Source organism: Citrobacter amalonaticus, assembly GCF_001559075.2.
Lineage (GTDB): Bacteria > Pseudomonadota > Gammaproteobacteria > Enterobacterales > Enterobacteriaceae > Citrobacter_A > Citrobacter_A amalonaticus_F.
The window spans coordinates 3,743,655-3,756,989 of sequence record NZ_CP014015.2 but is presented as its reverse complement, the minus strand read 5'-3'; the positions used below and the strand labels follow the sequence as shown (position 1 = coordinate 3,756,989).

The 13,335-nt window shown below is 53.6% G+C and carries 12 protein-coding genes; 6 read left to right on the top strand and 6 right to left on the bottom strand.

Annotated features, from left to right (window positions below; genetic code table 11):
• Nucleotides 1–22: 22 nt before the first annotated feature.
• The gene (helD, locus tag AL479_RS18045) at nucleotides 23–2,077 is read right to left on the bottom strand and encodes a DNA helicase IV (RefSeq protein ID WP_061077060.1); all 2,055 of its coding nucleotides are present in this window, start codon (nucleotides 2,075–2,077) and stop codon (nucleotides 23–25) included.
• Nucleotides 2,078–2,200: 123 nt separating this feature from the next.
• Between helD and AL479_RS18040 the strand changes: the two genes are divergently transcribed.
• Together AL479_RS18040 and yccS are read left to right on the top strand one after the other, a co-directional pair.
• Entirely contained in the window at nucleotides 2,201–2,659 is a 459-nt protein-coding gene (locus AL479_RS18040) for a YccF domain-containing protein (protein ID WP_043001155.1), read from the top strand.
• Nucleotides 2,660–2,665: 6 nt separating this feature from the next.
• A complete protein-coding gene (gene yccS / locus AL479_RS18035) occupies nucleotides 2,666–4,828 on the top strand; it encodes a YccS family putative transporter (RefSeq protein WP_061077059.1) in 2,163 nt (720 codons plus the stop codon).
• On the opposite strand, the gene AL479_RS18030 is transcribed toward yccS, so the two are convergent.
• The gene (locus AL479_RS18030; protein WP_061077058.1) at nucleotides 4,782–5,411 is read right to left on the bottom strand and encodes a TfoX/Sxy family DNA transformation protein; all 630 of its coding nucleotides are present in this window, start codon (nucleotides 5,409–5,411) and stop codon (nucleotides 4,782–4,784) included. The genes yccS and AL479_RS18030 overlap by 47 nt on opposite strands.
• 217 nt (nucleotides 5,412–5,628) lie before the next feature.
• Here AL479_RS18030 and sulA point away from each other — a divergent pair, with 217 nt between their 5' ends.
• Together sulA and ompA are read left to right on the top strand one after the other, a co-directional pair.
• On the top strand, nucleotides 5,629–6,138 hold the full coding sequence (gene sulA, locus AL479_RS18025; protein ID WP_061077057.1) for an SOS-induced cell division inhibitor SulA: 510 nt from the start codon (nucleotides 5,629–5,631) through the stop codon (nucleotides 6,136–6,138).
• A 355-nt stretch (nucleotides 6,139–6,493) separates the two neighbouring features.
• Nucleotides 6,494–7,546 carry a porin OmpA gene (gene ompA, locus AL479_RS18020; protein WP_061078005.1) on the top strand — a complete coding sequence of 351 codons (1,053 nt, stop codon included), beginning with the start codon at nucleotides 6,494–6,496 and terminating at the stop codon, nucleotides 7,544–7,546.
• 79 nt (nucleotides 7,547–7,625) lie between these two features.
• Here ompA and matP read toward each other — a convergent pair whose 3' ends face one another.
• Nucleotides 7,626–8,078 (bottom strand): macrodomain Ter protein MatP, encoded by a 453-nt coding sequence (gene matP, locus AL479_RS18015; RefSeq protein WP_061077056.1) that lies wholly within the window; start codon nucleotides 8,076–8,078, stop codon nucleotides 7,626–7,628.
• A gap of 185 nt (nucleotides 8,079–8,263) precedes the next feature.
• Between matP and AL479_RS18010 the strand changes: the two genes are divergently transcribed.
• Together AL479_RS18010 and fabA are read left to right on the top strand one after the other, a co-directional pair.
• Nucleotides 8,264–10,024: an AAA family ATPase gene (locus AL479_RS18010; protein ID WP_061077055.1), complete on the top strand. Its 1,761-nt coding sequence runs from the start codon at nucleotides 8,264–8,266 to the stop codon at nucleotides 10,022–10,024.
• A 68-nt stretch (nucleotides 10,025–10,092) separates the two neighbouring features.
• Nucleotides 10,093–10,611: a bifunctional 3-hydroxydecanoyl-ACP dehydratase/trans-2-decenoyl-ACP isomerase gene (gene fabA / locus AL479_RS18005; protein ID WP_042319996.1), complete on the top strand. Its 519-nt coding sequence runs from the start codon at nucleotides 10,093–10,095 to the stop codon at nucleotides 10,609–10,611.
• 95 nt (nucleotides 10,612–10,706) lie between these two features.
• Here fabA and rmf read toward each other — a convergent pair whose 3' ends face one another.
• The 3 genes from rmf to pqiB all read right to left on the bottom strand — a co-directional run bounded on the left by rmf (nucleotide 10,707) and on the right by pqiB (nucleotide 13,333).
• Complete coding sequence (gene rmf / locus AL479_RS18000) at nucleotides 10,707–10,874, bottom strand: ribosome modulation factor (RefSeq protein WP_042320000.1); 168 nt, start codon at nucleotides 10,872–10,874, stop codon at nucleotides 10,707–10,709.
• 258 nt (nucleotides 10,875–11,132) lie between these two features.
• Complete coding sequence (gene pqiC / locus AL479_RS17995; RefSeq protein WP_061077054.1) at nucleotides 11,133–11,696, bottom strand: membrane integrity-associated transporter subunit PqiC; 564 nt, start codon at nucleotides 11,694–11,696, stop codon at nucleotides 11,133–11,135.
• Nucleotides 11,693–13,333 carry an intermembrane transport protein PqiB gene (gene pqiB / locus AL479_RS17990; protein WP_061077053.1) on the bottom strand — a complete coding sequence of 547 codons (1,641 nt, stop codon included), beginning with the start codon at nucleotides 13,331–13,333 and terminating at the stop codon, nucleotides 11,693–11,695. The genes pqiC and pqiB overlap by 4 nt, the downstream gene beginning before the upstream one ends.
• Nucleotides 13,334–13,335: the final 2 nt, after the last annotated feature.

Here is a 13,335-nt window from a genome sequence, read left to right as displayed (position 1 = left end):
GGCGACGCACGTCGCCTGTTGCTTACGGTTTTCTTACCACCGGAACGTCCAGGTCTTTGAGATCCTCCACGAAACGTGAGGGGTTCGCTTTGTTGTACAGCAGCCAGACCCGATGTCGGGCGCGGGTCAGGGCAACATAAAGCAACCGCCGCTCTTCCGCATCCGGAAAATCTTCCACAACCGGCAGCAACGCCTCTTCCATGATGGATTCACGCGCCGGCGCCGGGAAACCATCGCTCCCTTCCTGTAACCCGACAATGATGACGTAATCCGCCTGTTGCCCCTTGCTGGCGTGGATGGTCATGAAATCAAGCTGCAGCTTAGGCCAGCGGGTTGCCGCCTTTTCGAGACTGGTCGGTTTCAGATGGTGGTAACGCGCCAGCACCAGAATCCGCTCATCGGCTTTCGCATAACCGGAAAGCTTATCCAGCAACGCATCGAGCTGCGTTTCGTCCAGCAGCGTGACGGCTTTCTTATCTCCCGCCGTGAGACTATTAAGCGGTTTCTTCAGCTGATGTGGGTTCTGCTGAATAAAGCGGTTGGCGATTTCGCCAATGCGGTTGTTGAAGCGGTAGGTGGTGTCGAGATCACAACGATCACCGTCGCCGAAGGTCTGATGAAACGCGGTCGTTAAGGAAAGCTGCGCGCCGCTAAAACGGTAAATGGCCTGCCAGTCGTCTCCGACGGCGAACAGCGTGGTATGGCTATTTTGCTTACGCAACGCAGCCAGTAACGCCGCTCGCTGCGGGGAGATATCCTGAAATTCATCCACCAGAATATGCTTCCACGGACTGACAAAACGCCCTTTTTCCAGAATCACAATAGCCTGATGAATCAGACCGGAAAAATCGACGGCGTTTTCCGCTTTCAGCGCGCTTTTCCAGGCCTTCAGCAATGGTGCCATCAGCTTCACGCGCTTTCCGAACAGATCCCGAATCTCCTCCGGTGCGCTGGCGATCATCTCCGCCTGTGCTCCGCCATGCATGCGCATCAGGCTCACCCAGCGATCCAGACGCGAGGCAAGACGCCGCTGAAGTTTTTCATCGTCCCAGAAGTTACCTTCCGGCACCGTCCACGCCATCTCCTCTTCCAGCCACTGTCGCCAGCCCTTCGCCTGCGCTTTTTTCTCGCTGCATTGCTGACGCCAGGTGCTGATAAACAGTTTATTTCGCGCGGCGGTGTCATTTTCAAGCTTACTGATGGTCGGCACTTTTTTGCTGCCCTGCTGGATGATATGCAGCGCCAGGGCATGGAACGTCCGCGCCGTTATCTCCTCGGTATGCAGCCGCTCGCGAATACGCTCATCCATCTCCTGCGCCGCTTTGCGACCAAAAGCCAGCAGCAGGATCTGTTCTGCGGCCGCTTCGCCCCGCGCCAGCAGCCAGCCTGCCCGCGCCACCAGCACGGATGTTTTACCGCTACCGGCCCCAGCCAGCACCAGTAAAGAATGTTCGCCATTGACGACCGCACGGGCCTGAGCCGGATTGAGCGGTGACGATTCCACCTGCTGGAAGAAATCGGCGTATTCCGTCAACATCGTTTCGGTATACGCCTGGTTATGCTGCAGTCGACATGCCTCGATATCTTTCAGCCACGCCTGGCACTGGCGCAGCGCATCGCGACAGTTATCAAACTCTTCCAGCCGATTAACCGGCAGCGGTAGCGCAGCAAACGCCCGCAGGATCTGTTGCTGTAACCCCGTCGTCTGCTCGCGCGTCAGCCAGGCATTTTGCCCGGTACGGGCCGCAATTAAATCCAGTTGCTCCTGCAGTACGCCAGCCGCCACTTCACTCATTTCCTGGCTCCACTGCTGCCAGCGGCTATTCAGATGGTGATGGAAGCGCTGGGTTTCCGCCCACTCGGTGCCATGCAGTCGCACCACTTTTTCGTCCGGCAGCACAAATTCCAGCTCCCCCCACACCAGCCCGCGCTTACAGTGAATCGCCAGTAACTGATTGAAGGGAATGAGATATTCATGACGATCGCCCGATACCTTAATGCCGGCATTGAGGATCACCGCCCGATCGTACGGGTGTTGCGCCAGACGTTTACCAATAGACGTTGCTTTCAGTTCCATGACTCAGTCAATCCAGACAAAGCGTATTTCTTCTCAGTGTAACCGCCAGAGAATACGTGCTCCAGCCCAAAAAAACGTTACAATTGCCGGAAATCATAGAAAACCAGAATCAACCGAGGGTCTATGCGTACCGTTCTGAATATTTTGAATTTTGTGTTGGGGGGTTTTGCCACCACGCTGTCCTGGTTCCTGGCAACGCTGGTCAGTATTGTGCTGATCTTCACCCTGCCGCTCACCCGCTCATGCTGGGAAATCACCAGGCTGTCGCTGCTGCCTTACGGAAACGAAGCGGTACATGTTGATGAACTGGACCCGGCGGGGAAAAGCGTGCTGATGAATACGGGCGGAACGCTGCTGAATATTTTCTGGCTGATCTTCTTCGGCTGGTGGCTGTGTCTGATGCACATCGCCGCAGGCATCACCCAATGCATCACGATCATTGGTATTCCGGTTGGCATTGCGAACTTTAAGATTGCCGCGATTGCACTGTGGCCGGTGGGACGTCGCGTTGTCTCCGTAGAAGTCGCACGTGCAGCACGTGAAGCGAACGCCCGTCGCCGTTTTGAGTCATCAGGACGCTAAGTCAGTATGTTAAGTCCCCTGCTTCGCCGCTATACCTGGAACAGCACCTGGCTTTATTACGTGCGTATTTTTATCGCCCTCTGCGGAACAACTGCGCTGCCCTGGTGGTTGGGCGATGTCAAACTGACCATCCCCCTGACGCTGGGGATGGTGGCAGCGGCGCTGACCGATCTGGACGATCGTCTCGCGGGTCGTCTGCGTAACCTGATCATTACGCTCATCTGCTTTTTTATTGCCTCCGCTTCGGTCGAGCTGCTGTTTCCTTACCCGTGGCTGTTCGCCATCGGACTGACGCTCTCCACCAGCGGTTTTATCCTGCTCGGCGGTTTAGGACAGCGGTATGCGACGATTGCCTTTGGTGCGCTGCTGATCGCCATTTACACCATGCTTGGGGCGTCATTGTACGCCCAATGGTATCAGCAACCGCTTTTGCTGCTGGCGGGCGCTATCTGGTACAACGGGCTGACGCTTATCGGCCATTTGCTGTTTCCGATTCGTCCCCTGCAGGACAATCTGGCACGCAGCTATGAACAACTGGCGCACTATCTGGAGTTGAAATCACGGCTTTTTGACCCGGATATTGAAGACGAAAGCCAGGCACCGCTTTATGACTTAGCGCTGGCCAACGGCCAACTGATGGCGACACTGAACCAGACGAAAGTGTCCCTGCTGACTCGCCTGCGCGGCGACCGGGGGCAGCGCGGTACGCGGCGAACTCTGCATTACTACTTTGTGGCGCAGGATATTCATGAGCGCGCCAGCTCTTCGCATATTCAATACCAGACGCTACGCGACCATTTCCGTCACAGCGACGTGATGTTCCGCTTTCAACGTCTGATGTCGATGCAGGGCCAGGCCTGTCTGCAACTGTCGCGCTGTATTTTGTTGCGCGTCCCCTATCAGCACGATCCGCATTTTGAACGCGCCTTTACGCATCTCGACGCCGCGCTTGAGCGAATGCGGGCAAACGGCGCCTCCGCCGATCTGCTAAAAACGCTGGGATTTTTACTGGCTAATTTGCGCGCCATCGATGCACAACTGGCAACGATTGAATCAGAACAGGCACAAGCTATGCCGCGTAACGAGTCGGAGAGCCAGCTCGCCGATGACAGTCCACACGGATTCAGTGATATCTGGCTGCGGCTGAGTCGTAACTTCACCCCTGAATCTGCGCTGTTTCGCCATGCAGTCAGGATGTCTCTGGTCCTGTGCGTCGGCTATGCGATCATTCAGATAACCGGTATGAATCACGGCTACTGGATCCTGCTGACCAGCCTGTTTGTTTGTCAGCCAAACTACAACGCCACGCGGCACCGCCTGGCGCTGAGGATCATCGGTACGCTGGTCGGAGTGGCGATTGGCATCCCGATTTTATGGTTTGTTCCGTCGCTGGAAGGTCAGCTTATTTTACTGGTGATCACCGGCGTCCTGTTCTTTGCCTTTCGCAACGTCCAGTATGCCCACGCCACCATGTTTATCACGCTGTTAGTTCTGCTGTGCTTCAACTTGCTCGGCGAAGGGTTTGAAGTCGCCCTCCCGAGGGTGATTGATACGCTCATCGGCTGCGCCATCGCCTGGGCGGCAGTGAGCTTTATCTGGCCGGACTGGCGTTTCCGTAATCTCCCGCGGATGATGGAGAGAGCGACCGACGCCAACTGTCGCTATCTGGACGCTATCCTGGAACAGTATCATCAGGGACGCGACAATCGACTGGCATACCGGATTGCTCGCCGCGATGCCCATAACCGCGATGCGGAGCTGGCCTCCGTGGTGTCGAATATGTCCAGCGAGCCCGATGTGACGGCGCAAACGCGTGAGGCCGCATTCCGTTTGCTTTGCCTCAACCATACATTCACCAGTTATATTTCTGCTTTAGGGGCGCATCGTGAGCAACTCACCAACCCCGATGTGCTGGCTTTGCTGGACGATGCGGTCTGTTACGTCGATGATGCGCTACATCATCTTCCGGCTGACGAAGCGCGCGTGCAGCAGGCGCTAGCCGAACTAAAACAGCGCATCCAGTATCTGGAACCGCGTCCGGACAGCAAAGAACCGCTGGTGATTCAGCAGGTCGGGTTACTGGTGGCCCTGCTGCCGGAAATGGGGCGACTCCAGCGGCAAATCACTCAATCTTCTCCACCGACATCGGCACCGGCGAAAGCGACTTAACCCACAGAGCAAGCTCCTGGCGGCGTATCGCCGGGAGCGCCGCCTCATGAATGCCATAAATGGCCCCTTCAAGATTAAACAGCACCTTGTCAGTAATGGATTTATTCATCTGTCGAAGTCGCAACCAGCACATTTTAGCGCCCAGCATTCGCAGGGTGGCGACGTCGTAGATCCCCGCCTCATTCAGCAAACTCTCCAGATGAAAGGTCATATTGGGGAGATCCTTAAGCCGCTGCTGAGAACAGCGGGACAACTTCTCTTGCAACGCAGCATCCAGCGAAAACTTCGATAACTGGATCAACTGTTGCTGGTCGCGCCAAAGACTGTCATCGACCTGATAATAGTTAAGCATGACCGGACGCCCGCGTTTAAGAAATGTCAGCCAGACTGGGGAATGTTGCACGCAATACTGTACGCTTTCCTCACAAGCCCGCAGATAGAGCTCCCCATTGGCGACCATCGCAAAAACGGTATTCCGGATAGTCAGACTGTAGCTGCCAAACAGTGAGCGGAAGTGGATCGTCCCCAGAGAAGATAAATATTCCTGTGATTTATAGATCCTGTCATAGGAGTGAATTTTCATAAAATTCCCTTTTAAATCATAAACTAAAAGAATGATTTGCCGTCACGAATCCGTTAATGACGAAAATAGGCAACTTATTCTCAAGGGGCAAGCTGAATTTCGTTTTTACCGCTACCATGAATAAAAATTGCGAGTCTCTTTCCGAAAATAAAGTTGATCTTTCACGACAGCAGGGTTACTGTACATCCATACAGTAACTCACAGGGCTGGATTGATTATGTACACTTCAGGCTACGCAAATCGTTCTCCGTCATTCTCTTCCACATCGAACACGATGGCGCGCGTCTCTTCCGAGAAAGTGTCCACCGGGCTTATCAGCGAAGTGGTCTACCGAGAAGACCAGCCCATGATGACGCAGTTACTGCTGTTACCGCTTCTTCAGCAGTTAGGTCAGCAATCGCGCTGGCAGCTCTGGCTGACGCCACAACAGAAGCTGAGCCGAGAATGGGTTCAGTCTGCCGGGCTTCCGTTGACCAAAGTGATGCAAATTAACCAACTGTCCCCGTGCCATACGCTGGAATCAATGGTTCGTGCATTACGCACGGGCAACTACAGCGTGGTGATCGGCTGGCTGACAGAAGAACTGACAGAAGAAGAACATGCTGAATTGGTTAAGGCTGCGGATGAGGGGAACGCGATGGGATTTATCATGCGTCCCGTAAGTGCGCACACTCATGCCACGAGACAGCAAACCGGGCTAAAAATTCACTCAAATTTGTATCATTGAGTAAAATTAGGATTTATCCTGGAATTATTTTTACCCCAGTACCTTCGCATTGAGGACTAACGTTTTTTTTCTGTGAACGCTTGGCGGACGCGGTTCCCGCGAAATTTGACGAAAAATTCTGATGCGCCAAATGTTAAATATTATGTATACAAGCTTTTTTTTTTCATATGCCTGACAGAGTTCACACTTGTAAGTTTTCAACTACGTTGTAGACTTTACATCGCCAGGGGTGCTCGGCGTAAGCCGCAGATATCGGTAGAGTAACTATTGAACTAGTCCCCCGGTGAAGGATTTAACCGTGTTATCTCGTTGGAGATATTCATGGCGTATTTTGGATGATAACGAGGCGCAAAAAATGAAAAAGACAGCTATCGCGATTGCAGTGGCACTGGCTGGTTTCGCTACCGTAGCGCAGGCCGCTCCGAAAGATAACACCTGGTACACTGGTGCTAAACTGGGCTGGTCCCAGTACCATGACACTGGTTTCATCAACAACAACGGTCCGACCCACGAAAACCAACTGGGTGCCGGTGCGTTCGGTGGTTACCAGGTTAACCCGTATGTTGGCTTTGAAATGGGTTACGACTGGTTAGGTCGTATGCCGTACAAAGGTGACAACATCAACGGCGCTTACAAAGCTCAGGGCGTTCAGCTGACCGCTAAACTGGGTTACCCAATCACTGACGATCTGGACATTTACACTCGTCTGGGTGGTATGGTATGGCGTGCAGACACCAAGTCTAACGTACCTGGTGGCGCTTCTACCAAAGATCACGACACTGGCGTATCCCCAGTATTCGCAGGTGGTGTTGAGTACGCAATTACTCCTGAAATCGCTACCCGTCTGGAATACCAGTGGACCAACAACATCGGTGACGCTAACACCATCGGTACTCGCCCGGACAACGGTCTGCTGAGCGTGGGTGTTTCTTACCGTTTCGGTCAGGAACAAGCGGCTCCGATCGTAGCGCCGGCTCCGGCTCCAGCTCCAGAAGTACAGACCAAGCACTTCACTCTGAAGTCTGACGTTCTGTTCAACTTCAACAAAGCAACTCTGAAACCAGAAGGCCAGCAGGCTCTGGATCAGATGTACAGCCAGCTGAGCAACCTGGATCCGAAAGACGGTTCCGTCGTGGTTCTGGGCTTCACTGACCGCATCGGTTCTGACGCTTACAACCAGGGTCTGTCTGAGAAACGTGCTCAGTCTGTTGTTGATTACCTGATCTCTAAAGGTATCCCGGCTGACAAGATCTCCGCACGTGGTATGGGCGAATCCAACCCGGTTACTGGCAACACCTGTGACAACGTGAAAGCTCGCGCTGCACTGATCGACTGCCTGGCCCCGGATCGTCGCGTTGAGATCGAAGTTAAAGGCATCAAAGACGTTGTAACTCAGCCGCAGGCTTAAGTTTCCGTCTTATGAAAAAACCCCGCGCTGCGGGGTTTTTTTTCGTTTGTCATCAGCAAAACAGATTTAACGTAGCGAGTCACTCTTTGCCTAACAGCGCCTGCAGATCCTGCTTTAGCGAAGACATCTTGTTAGCGTACTTCTCTTTATTCTCAGCATCTTCAATCAGTTGCACCACGGTCTCTGATAACGTTTTGCCTCGCCGCTGTGCCAGCCCGGCCAGTCTTTGCCAGACGATAAACTCCAGATCGATGGATTTCTTTCGCGTATGCTGATGCTCGGCATTGAAATGGCGTTTACGCCGCGCGCGTATCGTCTGTTTCATGCGGTTTTGCAGCGCGGGATTCATATGTTCGTCAATCCAGAGATTAACCCGCACCGGTTCATTTTCCAGCGTAAGCAACAAATCCACGGCCTCCTGGGCAGCACTGGCCTCCACGTAACGGGTAATTAATTCCCCTTCGCGATGCTTCTTCACCAGGTACTTCCACTTCCAACCGCTTTCAAGATTCTCAAGTTGTTGATATTTCATGGCGATCTCAATGTTACCGTGTCACTCCTATCAGAATATCAGCTTTTTTAGCATCTGAAGAAAAGAATATTCAGGCTGTGAGCCACTCTGCAGCCTCCTGTGCGTTTGCCATCGCTTTCCACGTGTGAAGCGCGGACGGTTACGCTATAATCGCGTCTTTTACAACAGACTAAAAAACATCAACTTTGACCATTACGAAACTTGCATGGCGTGATCTTGTCCCTGATACCGAAAGCTATCAGGAGATTTTTGCACAGCCACATGTCACTGAAGAAAACGACACATTACTGAGTGATACTCAACCACGCTTGCAATTTGCCCTGGAGCAATTGTTACAGCCCAGAGCCTCATCCCCTTTTATGCTGGCCAAAGCGCCCGAAGAGCTTGAGTATCTTAATCTGCTTGCCGATGCCGCACGTGCCTTGCAGCACGATGCTGGTCAACTGACGGGAGGTCATTACGAGATCTCTGGTCACACGATTCGCTATCGTGACGCTGAGCGGGAAGAGGACAATTTTTCTACCTTATCTCAGGTGGTGATTGCCGACTGGGTTGAGGCGGAGCAGCTGTTTGGCTGCCTGCGTCAATTCAACGGCGACATCACGTTACAACCGGGACTGGTTCACCAGGCCAATGGCGGCGTGCTGGTTATCTCCCTGCGCACCTTGCTTGCGCAACCGCTGCTGTGGATGCGCCTGAAAGCGATTGTCAGCCGCGAACGCTTTGACTGGGTAGCCTTTGATGAATCACGTCCTCTGCCGGTCTCTGTGCCGTCTATGCCGCTTAAACTGAAGGTGCTGTTAGTCGGTGAGCGCGAATCGCTGGCGGATTTCCAGGAGATGGAACCCGAACTGGCCGAACAGGCAATCTATAGCGAATTCGAAGATAATCTACAGATTGTGGATGCAGAATCCATGACGCAGTGGTGCCAGTGGGTAACGTGGACCGCGAAACGTAATCAGTTGCCTTACCCGGCGCCCGACGCCTGGGAAGTGCTGGTTCGCGAAGCGGTGCGCTATACCGGCGAACAGGATACGTTACCGCTCAATCCGCTGTGGATCATCAGGCAGTTCACGGAAGTCGCGCCGCTGTGCGAAAGCGAAACCTGCACCGGTGAACAGCTTAGCCTGATGCTTGCCCAGAGAGAGTGGCGTGAAGGGTTCCTGGCTGAACGCATGCAGGATGAGATCCTACAGGAACAGATTCTGATCGAAACCGAGGGTGAGCGCGTTGGTCAGATCAATGCCCTGTCGGTGATTGAGTTTCCTGGCCACCCTCGCGCCTTCGGTGAACCTTCTCGTATCAGCTGCGTCGTGCACATCGGCGATGGCGAATTCACGGACATTGAGCGGAAAGCTGAACTTGGCGGTAATATTCATGCTAAGGGGATGATGATCATGCAGGCGTTCCTGATGTCAGAACTCCAGCTCGAACAACAGCTCCCCTTCTCGGCTTCGCTTACGTTTGAACAGTCTTACAGTGAAGTCGATGGCGACAGCGCATCCATGGCGGAACTGTGCGCGCTCATCAGCGCCCTGTCAGATGTGCCGGTGAATCAGAACATCGCTATTACCGGATCGGTCGATCAGTTCGGTCGTGCCCAACCGGTTGGCGGTTTAAATGAAAAAATTGAAGGCTTCTTCGCGATTTGCCAACAGCGTGAACTGACGGGTAAACAAGGGGTGATTATCCCTTCTTCTAACGTCAGACACCTGAGTCTGCAACCCGCACTGTTGCAGGCCGTTGAAGAAGAGAAGTTCACTATCTGGGCGGTAGATGACGTGACTGACGCATTACCGCTGCTGTTAAATCTGGTGTGGGATGGCGAAGGCCAGATGACGCTGATGCAGACTATCCAGGAGCGTATCGCCCAGGCGACGCAACAGGAAGGGCGTCACCGTTTTCCGTGGCCGCTGCGCTGGCTGAACGGGATTTTTCCGAACTGATCGGACTTGTTCAGCGTACACGTGTTAGCTATCCTGCGTGCTTCACTAAAATAAGGCTTACAGAGAACATGGTAGATAAACGCGAATCCTATACAAAAGAAGACCTTCTTGCCTCTGGTCGCGGTGAGCTGTTTGGTGCGAAAGGCCCGCAGTTGCCTGCTCCGAGCATGCTGATGATGGACCGTGTCGTCAAAATGACCGAAACGGGCGGCAACTTCGACAAAGGTTATGTTGAGGCAGAGCTGGATATCAATCCGGATCTTTGGTTCTTCGGATGCCACTTCATCGGCGATCCGGTCATGCCGGGTTGTCTGGGGCTGGACGCAATGTGGCAGTTGGTTGGATTCTACCTCGGCTGGCTCGGCGGCGAAGGCAAAGGCCGCGCACTGGGTGTAGGCGAAGTGAAGTTCACCGGTCAGGTGCTACCTTCTGCGAAGAAAGTAACCTACCGTATCCACTTCAAGCGCATCGTAAATCGCCGCCTGATCATGGGTCTGGCGGATGGTGAAGTGCTGGTGGACGGTCGTCTGATTTATACCGCGAACGATCTGAAAGTCGGTCTGTTCCAGGACACCTCTGCATTCTGATGCCAGCCCGGTGAATGACCAGACAGCGTCATTTATCACAGGTCATAAAAGGCGAAACCTCCGCACTGCGGAGGTTTCTTTTTAAAGAGACAGAATCAGGCCATTACCACCCTGTCAGCCATGGCTTCTCGCCAGCCTCCTAGCCAGTACGACCTCTGATTCAGCGTCTGATAGGGACACATTTCTTTTGAGCGTCCGGCAATACCGGCCTGATAACCACGTTGATGTGCCCGTTCCAGGCGATCTCGTTTTTGTCTCTTCATGCCTCGTTTCCCTCATACTTATATATCTGGTGGAAAAGATAACAGTGATTACGAAGTGTGCAATCACACTAAACGAATACCGCGAATCCCCAGTTCCGTCAATGCGCAAAATTCACACGGGTGTCATATTTGTGAGCTAGCGAAAAACTCAGTTGTACAAAAAATGTGAGCCGGAACAAGTTCCTGGCCCCTCTCTACGGCAAAAAGAAACCGCCTCAAACGCGCTGTCTGAGACGGTTTTATTTACAAAAATTTAAACTATGGAATGCGCTTCAGTTCCTGAGCGATCGCCGCCGCTTCCTGACTCCAGACGGTCGCCAGCACTTTCACCATTTCATCGTAACCGTCCTGCGTCTGTACGGCTTCAATGTGGAACGGACGCTTAATGAGGCGTCCCTGATGGTTCAGCAGCCACTCACCGCTGACCACCACTTTGCCATCATAGCGACCGTGGAACCCGGTTACCGTTACATTGAGCGTGTCCTGTACGCTGCCTAACGGTTGAGACGCTACCACCCAACCCGGCAATTGCGTACTCAGATTGGCAACCAGCGTATTGCGTAACTGTTGATCCAACGGGCTGGCCCATAGATTGTTATTGGCGATCACGTACTGCACATCGCTGGTCTGATAGACCACGCCATTGCCGGCGAGATAATCCGGCACCGCAACCTGCTCGACCCACAGCAGACGATTGCCCTGGCTTGCGGTGCTCTGCACGCCACCCTGTGCAACAGGAAGCTGGTAATAGCTTTTGTTATCTCCACTGGAGCTGCACGACGTCAGCCAGAACGCCATCGCCACTACTAGCCACTTTTTCATTGTTTCGCCCTCTTCGGCTCTGGATCTTTCTTGTCCTTCGCTTCAAACACCAGCGCATTGCTCTTGTCATTCAGCGTTTTCAGCACCGGCTGTAGCTCGCGGAGCACCTGATCAAGACGTTGCATATCGGCCACCATCTTGTTGTAGGCTGCGGAGCCAGGCTGGAAGCCCTGCATGCTGCGATTCAGTTCACGCAGAGTATTCTGCATATCTGCCGGCAGTTGTTGCATAGACTGACTGGACGTAATCTTGTTCATGTTATCCAGCGTCGTTTGCAGATGTTTCATCGTGCGCTGGCTTTCACTCAACGTATTGGTGGCTTGCTCAATCATCGGATTCAGCGGCAGATTGTTGATCTTATCCAGCGCTTCCATCAGTCGCTGCTGAATTTGCGCCAGACCGCCGCTCACCGTCGGGATGATCTGATAACCGTTAAACTCGCGAATGCCGGTAATCGGCGGCTCTTTCGGATAGAAGTCCAGATCGACATACAGCGCCCCGGTCACCAGGTTCCCGGTTTTCAGCGAGCCGCGTAAGCCCCGCTTCAGCAGGTCGGCCAGATGAGCGCCCACGTCGGTATCTTCACCCAACTGCGCTTTCAGGCGCTCGGGTTCAATGCGCACCAGCACTGGAATACGGTAATCGTTGTTAAATACCTGGCGCATATTTGGCGCAAAGAACGGCACTTTACTCACCGTCCCCAGACGAATACCGCGGAATTCCAGCGGCGCGCCCGGTTGCAAACCCCGGATCGAATCTTTGAAGAACATCAGGTAATCGATGTGCTCAGTGAACAGCGAATCCTGAATACTTTTCTGATCGTCATACAGGCTAAACGCGGCCTTCTCGGCAACCGGCTGACCCTGCTCAAGCCCTTCAGGAACGTCAAAGCTGACGCCACCGCCAAACAACGTCGTCAGCGATCCCATTTCCACCCGCATCCCCGCGGACGTCAGATCGACCGCAATCCCGCTGTCCTTCCAGAAACGGACGTTGCTGGTGACCAGGCGATCGTTTGGCGCATTGATAAACAGCTGGTAGCTGATGCTGCGCTTTTGCGGATCAAAGGTACTGGTTTCCACCGATCCGACGCGATAGCCACGGAACAGAACCGGATCGCCCGGACTAAGCTGACCGGCTTTTTTGCTGTCGAGCACCACGCGGATCCCTTTGGCATCGGGCGGCGCCAGCGGCGGCGAATCCAACAGATCATACTTTTCCAGTTTGCTGCCTTTATTACCCGGCTGCAGTTCGATGTAGGCGCCAGAAAGCAGCGTCCCTAAGCCGCTGATCCCTTCACGTCCAACCTGCGGCTTCACCACCCAAAACACGGAGTCTTTGTGCAGCAATTTTTCCATACCGGCGTTCAGACGCGCTTTGATTTCAACGTGCGTCAGATCGTCGGTCAGCGTGGCGCTTTCGACGACACCCACGTCAACGCTGCGGCTTTTGATGGTGGTTTTTCCACCCTCGATGCCCTCGGCATTGGTGGTGATCAGGGTCACTTCCGGTCCCTGATGGCTATAGTGATAGAACAGAACCCATGCCCCAATCAGCGCAGTGACGATGGGAAAAATCCACACGGGAGACCAGTTTTTTACCTTCTGGATTTTGGCTTCCCCACTTTTAGATTCCATGT

Coding starts and splice junctions, on each gene's coding strand:
- helD (WP_061077060.1), bottom strand. CDS start 2,077: ATGGAACTGAAAGCAACGTCTATTGGTAAACGTCTGGCGCAACACCCG.
- AL479_RS18040 (WP_043001155.1), top strand. CDS start 2,201: ATGCGTACCGTTCTGAATATTTTGAATTTTGTGTTGGGGGGTTTTGCC.
- yccS (WP_061077059.1), top strand. CDS start 2,666: ATGTTAAGTCCCCTGCTTCGCCGCTATACCTGGAACAGCACCTGGCTT.
- AL479_RS18030 (WP_061077058.1), bottom strand. CDS start 5,411: ATGAAAATTCACTCCTATGACAGGATCTATAAATCACAGGAATATTTA.
- sulA (WP_061077057.1), top strand. CDS start 5,629: ATGTACACTTCAGGCTACGCAAATCGTTCTCCGTCATTCTCTTCCACA.
- ompA (WP_061078005.1), top strand. CDS start 6,494: ATGAAAAAGACAGCTATCGCGATTGCAGTGGCACTGGCTGGTTTCGCT.
- matP (WP_061077056.1), bottom strand. CDS start 8,078: ATGAAATATCAACAACTTGAGAATCTTGAAAGCGGTTGGAAGTGGAAG.
- fabA (WP_042319996.1), top strand. CDS start 10,093: ATGGTAGATAAACGCGAATCCTATACAAAAGAAGACCTTCTTGCCTCT.
- rmf (WP_042320000.1), bottom strand. CDS start 10,874: ATGAAGAGACAAAAACGAGATCGCCTGGAACGGGCACATCAACGTGGT.
- pqiC (WP_061077054.1), bottom strand. CDS start 11,696: ATGAAAAAGTGGCTAGTAGTGGCGATGGCGTTCTGGCTGACGTCGTGC.
- pqiB (WP_061077053.1), bottom strand. CDS start 13,333: ATGGAATCTAAAAGTGGGGAAGCCAAAATCCAGAAGGTAAAAAACTGG.